The organism is Bacillus proteolyticus (assembly GCF_001884065.1).
GTDB classification, from domain to species: Bacteria; Bacillota; Bacilli; order Bacillales; family Bacillaceae_G; genus Bacillus_A; species Bacillus_A proteolyticus.
Map to the genome: position 1 here is coordinate 120,701 of NZ_MACH01000138.1, position 6,753 is coordinate 127,453.

The following is a 6,753-nucleotide window of genomic DNA, read 5'->3' on the forward strand; positions in this document are numbered from 1 at the left end:
CTCCTTTTATTTGTTTCTCATTTTAGCGTGAGATGCAACGAACATTGCGTCACCGAAGCTAAAGAAACGATATTTTTCTTTTACTGCTTCATTATAAGCATGAAGTACATTATCTCTATTTGAAAATGCACTTACAAGCATAATTAGTGTTGATTTCGGCAAATGGAAGTTTGTAATTAAACCATCAATTGCTTTAAATTCATATCCTGGGTACATAAAAATATCTGTCCAGCCAGAAGCTGCGCAAAGCTTACCACTATGATCAGTCGCAATCGTTTCTAACGTACGAGTTGATGTCGTACCTACAGTAATAATACGTCCACCATTCTCTTTCACACGATTTAATAATGCCGCTGTCTCTTCAGACATATGGTAATATTCTGCGTGCATATGGTGCTCTTCAATCGTATCTGCAGAAACCGGTCTAAATGTTCCAAGTCCTACGTGAAGTGTAATAAATGCTAACTGAACGCCTTTTTGCTTTAACTTCTCAAGTAACTCTTCGGTAAAGTGAAGTCCCGCTGTCGGTGCTGCTGCTGAACCGATTTCTTTCGCATATACTGTTTGATAGCGATCGCGATCTTCCAGTGTCTCTTTAATATATGGAGGAAGTGGCATTTCCCCAAGTTCATCTAAAATTTCATAGAAGATGCCGTCATATGAAAATTCAAGCTGACGTCCACCTTGATCTGCAGTTCCTGTGCAAGTTGCTTTTAATTTCCCTTCACCAAAAGAAATTACAGTTCCTTCTTTTACACGTTTCGCTGGCTTAACAAGCGTTTCCCACTTATCGCCTTCCTCTTGTTTCAAAAGAAGCACTTCAATGTGCGCGCCTGTATCTTCTTTCACACCGTGCAAGCGAGCAGGCATAACTTTCGTTTCATTTAAAACTAAGCAATCTCCCTCATGTAAGTAAGAAAGAATGTCTGTAAAATGTTTATGCTCAATATCACCATTTTCACGGTCTAACACCATTAATCTTGATGTTTCACGATCTTCTAACGGGACTTGTGCAATAAGTTCTTCTGGTAAATGAAAATCAAACAGATTAATATCCATAACTGTATCCACCTATTTCTTATTTGAATCGATTTATTATATACATAATAAAAGATAATGCAATACTTAACACAATACATGTAATGATAGGAAAATAAAAGGTAACGTTACCTTTTTTCACAAAAATATCGCCTGGAAGCCTTCCTATGAACTTCCAAGCTAGACCAACAACAATGAGTAAAATACCGGCTGTAATAAGCAGCTTTGGCATCTCCGTCATGCTTTTGGCATCTCCATTCCGAAATGTTCATATGCAAGCGGTGTTACAATCCGGCCTCTTGGAGTTCGTTGTAAAAAGCCAATTTGTAATAAATACGGCTCATACACATCTTCAATCGTATGAGATTCTTCCCCAATCGTCGCCGAAACTGTTTCTAGTCCAACTGGACCACCGCGAAACTTTTCAATAATACCAAGTAATAATTTATGGTCAATATGATCAAGACCTAATTTATCTACTTGCAGTAGTTCTAACGCCATTTGTGTAATTTCCATTGCAATTGTTCCGTCGCTGCGAACTTGTGCGAAATCACGTACACGTCGTAATAAACGATTCGCTATACGAGGTGTGCCACGAGCACGTCTTGCAATTTCTAGTGCAGCTAATGAGTCGATTTCAACTTCAAACACTTCTGCTGTACGTTCAACAATCGCAGAAAGCTGATCCACTGTATAATACTCTAATCTTGAAAGTACACCGAAACGGTCACGGAGCGGCGCTGATAATGCTCCGGCACGTGTTGTCGCTCCAACTAATGTAAATGGAGGTAAATCTAAGCGTACAGACCGTGCTGACGGTCCTTTTCCAATTACGATATCAAGGCAAAAGTCTTCCATCGCAGGATATAGTACTTCTTCGATTGATCTATGCAAACGATGAATTTCATCAATAAACAATACATCTCCAGGCTGAAGTGCTGTTAATACCGCTGCTAAATCTCCTGGTCTTTCAATTGCGGGACCTGACGTCGTTCGAATGTTAACACCCATTTCATTGGCAATAATATTCGCAAGCGTCGTTTTACCAAGTCCAGGTGGCCCATATAAAAGTACGTGATCTAACGTTTCTTCACGCATTTTCGCCGCTTCAATAAACACTTCTAAATTATGTTTCGCTTTATCTTGGCCAATATACTGACGGAGCGTCTGTGGCCGTAATGAATACTCTAAATCCGCATCTTCGTATCCAGATTCCCCTGAAAGGAGACGTTCGTCCATTATACTCACCTCTTACCATTTAGTAAAAGACTAAGTGCCTTTTTAATATATTGATCCGTCGTTAATGATTCTTTTAATAACTCTGGTACAACACGAGAAACTTCCCGTTCTGCATAACCAAGTGCACGCAGTGCCTCCAGTGCTTCATCAAGTTCAACTGAGGAACCTTTCTTCTCATCAAAACTTTCAACATCTGAGAACAAATCAACAAATGCATCTGGTACAACATCTGCTAGTTTTCCTCTTAAATCTAAAATCATTTGGCGCGCTGTTTTCTTTCCGACGCCCGGGAACTTCACTAAAAACTTCTCATCTTCATGTTCAATCGCTTGAACGACCTGTCCTGTTTGACCAGAAGCTAAAATTGCAAGAGCGCCTTTTGGCCCAATGCCAGACACACCTAACAACTTTGTAAATAATAAACGCTCTTCACGTGTTTTAAATCCGTAAAGTGCCATAATATCTTCTCTCACATAATGATATGTATAGACACGAATTTCTTGCTTACTTCTTTGAAATACATACGGATTTGGTGTGAAAATTTGATAACCAATTCCATTATGATCAATTACGACATATTCCGGTCCTACATATTCCACGTAACCTGTAACATATTCAAACAAAATACGATCTCTCCCTCTCAAATCATGTATTCCATTTTAACATATTTAACAATAGAAAAGCGAGAATACCCCAACAAATGTTCTCTATTTGAAACTTCTGTTATTTTCCATTGACAGAAAGTATAAAGCCCCTTAATATACAGAGGTCGATAATGATTATCAATATTAATTAAAGGGGTTACATCAGGATGAAACAAAAGCTATTTATTTTATTTACTATTATGCTAGTTGTTCTTTCTATCGTTGGCTGTTCTTCTCAAAAAGAAGAATCAAAAGCAAAAGAACAACCGAAAACAAAAGTTGTAAAACATGCTAAAGGGGAAGCAACAATTCCAGTTAATCCAAAGAGAATTGTTGATTTATCTGGATCAACAGAGGAATTATTAATCCTTGGACATAAACCTGTTGGCACAGCAAACACGTATAAAGATAAAATCCAAAATCACTTAACGGACAAGCTAGACGGCGTAAAGGCCGTCGGCTGGTACTGGGCGCCTAAAGTTGACCTAGAGGCTGTTACAGCTTTAAAACCAGACTTAATTATTTTAAACAATCGTCAATTGAAAATTTATGATCAACTAGAAAAAGTTGCACCGACAGTTGTTCTAGAAACAAATCTAGAAGACTGGCGTGGTAAGTTTAAAGAAGTAGGTAAACTATTTGACGAAGAAAAGAAAGCTGACAAATGGATTGCAGACTACGATAAAAAAGCAGACTCTTTATCAAAAAAAATTAAAGAAAAAACAAAAGATGAAAACTTTATGTTCGTCGCAGTTACACCTCAAAACTTCCGTGTATACGGTAGCTTCGGATACGGTGACATCATCTTTAACGATTTAAAACTTCCAGCAACAAAAGGTACAGATTTAAAACAAACGATGGCACAAGTATCACTAGAAGGTCTTGTTGCATTCCAGCCTGACCAAATGTTTATCGTAAACTTCGGCGGTGAAGCTGATAAAGTGTACGAAGACTATAAAAACAGTGCCGTTTGGAAAGACAATAAAGCAGTAAAAAGCAATCACGTATACGAAGTATCAAATGAAGTCTTCAATACGAAAGCATTCAATCCAATTGGAAAAGACATGCTAATTGATGAAATTGCAAAAGAAATTTTAGCTAAAAATAAATAAGAAAAAGCAGCTCACCATGAGCTGCTTTTTTTCTTATTTTGCACTGCATAGTGCTTCATTTTTTCAATCGTCTTCACAAAACTCTCTTTTGATTTTATGCGAATACCACGTTTCAATTTTGCACGCTCATAACTCTCAAGCTTTTTCATATCAATTTGAAAGAAGGAGTGAATCGCGTTATCACTTTTCGGTACCCCTTTGAAAATTTGTAATATCCCTTCCTCTGAAACACCAAAATAACCGCTCGTCTTCAATAAAGGAGAAATATCATCAACTTTCTTTTGTAATACGATTTGTACATCATCACGATCAACAAGTTGCCATTCTTTATATTGCTGCAAAAATCTTTCTAAATCCGCTACTTTTTCTGTCAGTATTTCCTCACTTACTTCTCCATCAACATACATGCGCTCTAATAAAATTGTAACTTGAGGTTCTTTTTCTACTACTTCTGCCCTCACATCGGATCCATAAGCTAAGCAAAACATCATAACGAAAGCTTGCAATGCAATTAGTATCCATTTCATTTCCGTTCACCTCTTCTAGGCAAAATCATACTTTCATTTGTAGTTTTTCCGGAAATGGGGGTTTTATCCATATAAACATTAGTATTAAATTTCTAGAGAAAATAAAAAATGCAGATAAGAATTTATCCTATCTGCATATATCATTTACTTTTATATAAAATGAAAGACGCCTGCAAAGCAGGCGTCTTGATGCGTTTACGGCGAGAGACCAGGCGACCACATTCGCGTGTTTAGCACTTAAGCATATCTCTCGTCTTACGTAAATTAGCTCATCGCTTTTCTAATATAACATTAATAAGATAGAAGCGCAACATATTTCTAAATATATTTTTCTTCCTCTTTCACCTAATTGAATTTATGTAAATTATAAATTGATAAATGCAATATATATGTTACAATAAGTATAACAGCGAAATCATAATAAACTGGAGATGGATAGTGTGAAAAAAATAAAAGATGAACGCCTCATACTTCAAACGTTAAAAAACATACGTATTGCCTTCCTTTTTCAATCCCTTGGTATAATCGGAATTTTAGGCTATATCGGGTTCACGGAAGGAATGGATCAAATTACGAAATCTCCATTATGGTTATTATTTATTCTTACAAGTATTGTACTTAGTTATTTACAGTTAAGTATTTCAATCGATGTAGAAGAAAGTGAAAAGGAAATAAAGTTAACTCCTTATTACAAACTTGTTTTACGCTCTCTTATTGTAGGAATTATCATGGCTATTATTTATATCATTTTCAGTCCAGAAAGACCTCTGTTTGAAGCTATCCTTACAGGTAGTATTTTCTTCATATGCTTTTTAACTTCTTATTCCATTAGTTATTTCATAAAAAAACGTCGTTTACAAGATGATGATAAATAAAGAGGAAGGGCTAGCCCTTCCTCTTTGATTTGTTATCGTACTGTACCCGTCAGACCGTAACGAATGTCTCGGAACATATTCACTATGTCACGATTAAAATCGTTTGTAACTGTACCGTTACGTAGACGTGTACTCATTGCATCGACACGAGTAAACATGTCATTTCTTACAGAAACATATACGTTTCTATTTCCAACTTCATTTGCAACAGCTTGACGAATTTCGTTTGCGAGCGCTGTTTCATTCGATACTGGATTACGTGGTTTTACCGCAATCGCTACGTCGTTTCCATATACAACTGTAGACACGCGGTCTACGTTATTCATACGTTTCACACGATTTGTAATTTTTTCTGCAGTTTTACCATCATTGTTAATGTATGAATTGTTCATTGTAATATTACGAGTTGGATGCGGATTAGCAATTTGCCCATTGTAATTTACATCACGGTAATAATTATTATATCCTGTATCGTTACGACCGTTTCTATATGTTACATAATCTGTATAACGATCATTACGCGCTACATTATCACGATACTGGTGTGTATCATTATAAGATGTACGCTCGTAATTGTAGTTACGTCCATCCATCGCATTATTATCTTTTGGTGTACCACATGCAGCTAATGCACTGGTAACTAACAAAGAAGCAGCAATCACTTTTACTTTCGTATTCAATACAAAAACCCCCTCTGTTAGAATGAACTTCTCTTCTGAAAAGCTCCCTCTTATGATGAGTAACAGAGTAGCTTTTTACACTGTTAATATTTCACTAGGAATTTTCTAACACTTGATGAAAAACCTTTATTTTTTTTAATTAACATGAATGCAAAAAAAGGCGGGAATAATCCCACCTTTTTTAAACTTCCTCTTCGTCCTCTTCTTCCGAAACTGGCTCTCCAAATACATTTGGTGGATCTGGTTGATAATACATCGTTCCTGGCTGTGGTGCATATGCCGGCTGAGTTGGTTGATAATATAATGGATTAGCATATTGCGGTCCACCTGGTTGTGGGCTATATAACCTACTTTCTCCTCCGCATCCACAATCTTCTTCACCTTGCACGAGTGGCGGCATATTATTATCCATTGGCATCATATTTGGATTTGGCATAGAAGTATATTGCGGCGCCATTTGTTGATACGGCATTTGATTGTATGGATTTTGTTGCTGATACTGCGGATATGGCGGCATCATTGGCTGTTGATACGGCATTTGATATGGCATCATATTCGGCGGTTGATTGTTATCCATTATCGGCATCATGTTTGGCATTTGGTTGTTATCCATTATTGGCATTATATTCGGCATTTGG

The 6,753-nt window shown here is 36.9% G+C and carries 8 protein-coding genes and 1 pseudogene; 2 read left to right on the forward strand and 7 right to left on the reverse strand.

Annotated elements, in window-relative coordinates:
* Nucleotides 1-6 precede the first annotated feature (6 nt).
* The 4 genes from queA to ruvA are packed head-to-tail and all read right to left on the reverse strand — an operon-like array spanning nucleotide 7 to nucleotide 2,900.
* On the reverse strand, nucleotides 7-1,059 hold the full coding sequence (queA, locus tag BAQ49_RS24920; protein WP_071747449.1) for a tRNA preQ1(34) S-adenosylmethionine ribosyltransferase-isomerase QueA: 1,053 nt from the start codon (nucleotides 1,057-1,059) through the stop codon (nucleotides 7-9).
* Nucleotides 1,060-1,078: 19 nt separating this feature from the next.
* On the reverse strand, nucleotides 1,079-1,279 hold the full coding sequence (locus BAQ49_RS24925) for a DUF2905 domain-containing protein (RefSeq protein WP_000138161.1): 201 nt from the start codon (nucleotides 1,277-1,279) through the stop codon (nucleotides 1,079-1,081).
* The gene (gene ruvB, locus BAQ49_RS24930) at nucleotides 1,276-2,277 is read right to left on the reverse strand and encodes a Holliday junction branch migration DNA helicase RuvB (RefSeq protein ID WP_000344469.1); all 1,002 of its coding nucleotides are present in this window, start codon (nucleotides 2,275-2,277) and stop codon (nucleotides 1,276-1,278) included. Before ruvB ends, BAQ49_RS24925 begins: the two co-directional genes overlap by 4 nt.
* Before the next feature lie 5 nt (nucleotides 2,278-2,282).
* Nucleotides 2,283-2,900: a Holliday junction DNA helicase RuvA gene (gene ruvA, locus BAQ49_RS24935; RefSeq protein WP_071747450.1), complete on the reverse strand. Its 618-nt coding sequence runs from the start codon at nucleotides 2,898-2,900 to the stop codon at nucleotides 2,283-2,285.
* Nucleotides 2,901-3,088: 188 nt separating this feature from the next.
* Between ruvA and BAQ49_RS24940 the strand changes: the two genes are divergently transcribed.
* Complete coding sequence (locus BAQ49_RS24940; RefSeq protein WP_071747451.1) at nucleotides 3,089-4,033, forward strand: iron-hydroxamate ABC transporter substrate-binding protein; 945 nt, start codon at nucleotides 3,089-3,091, stop codon at nucleotides 4,031-4,033.
* Nucleotides 4,034-4,044: 11 nt separating this feature from the next.
* Here BAQ49_RS24940 and BAQ49_RS24945 read toward each other — a convergent pair whose 3' ends face one another.
* Nucleotides 4,045-4,560 carry a BofC C-terminal domain-containing protein gene (locus BAQ49_RS24945; protein WP_071747452.1) on the reverse strand — a complete coding sequence of 172 codons (516 nt, stop codon included), beginning with the start codon at nucleotides 4,558-4,560 and terminating at the stop codon, nucleotides 4,045-4,047.
* A gap of 440 nt (nucleotides 4,561-5,000) precedes the next feature.
* Here BAQ49_RS24945 and BAQ49_RS24950 point away from each other — a divergent pair, with 440 nt between their 5' ends.
* Nucleotides 5,001-5,435, forward strand: coding sequence for a branched-chain amino acid ABC transporter substrate-binding protein (locus BAQ49_RS24950; protein WP_071747453.1), 435 nt, complete (start codon nucleotides 5,001-5,003; stop codon nucleotides 5,433-5,435).
* 32 nt (nucleotides 5,436-5,467) lie between these two features.
* Here BAQ49_RS24950 and BAQ49_RS24955 read toward each other — a convergent pair whose 3' ends face one another.
* The gene (locus BAQ49_RS24955; RefSeq protein WP_071747454.1) at nucleotides 5,468-6,115 is read right to left on the reverse strand and encodes a YhcN/YlaJ family sporulation lipoprotein; all 648 of its coding nucleotides are present in this window, start codon (nucleotides 6,113-6,115) and stop codon (nucleotides 5,468-5,470) included.
* Nucleotides 6,116-6,296: 181 nt separating this feature from the next.
* Nucleotides 6,297-6,753, reverse strand: a pseudogene (locus tag BAQ49_RS24960) (spore coat protein); the annotation flags it as partial.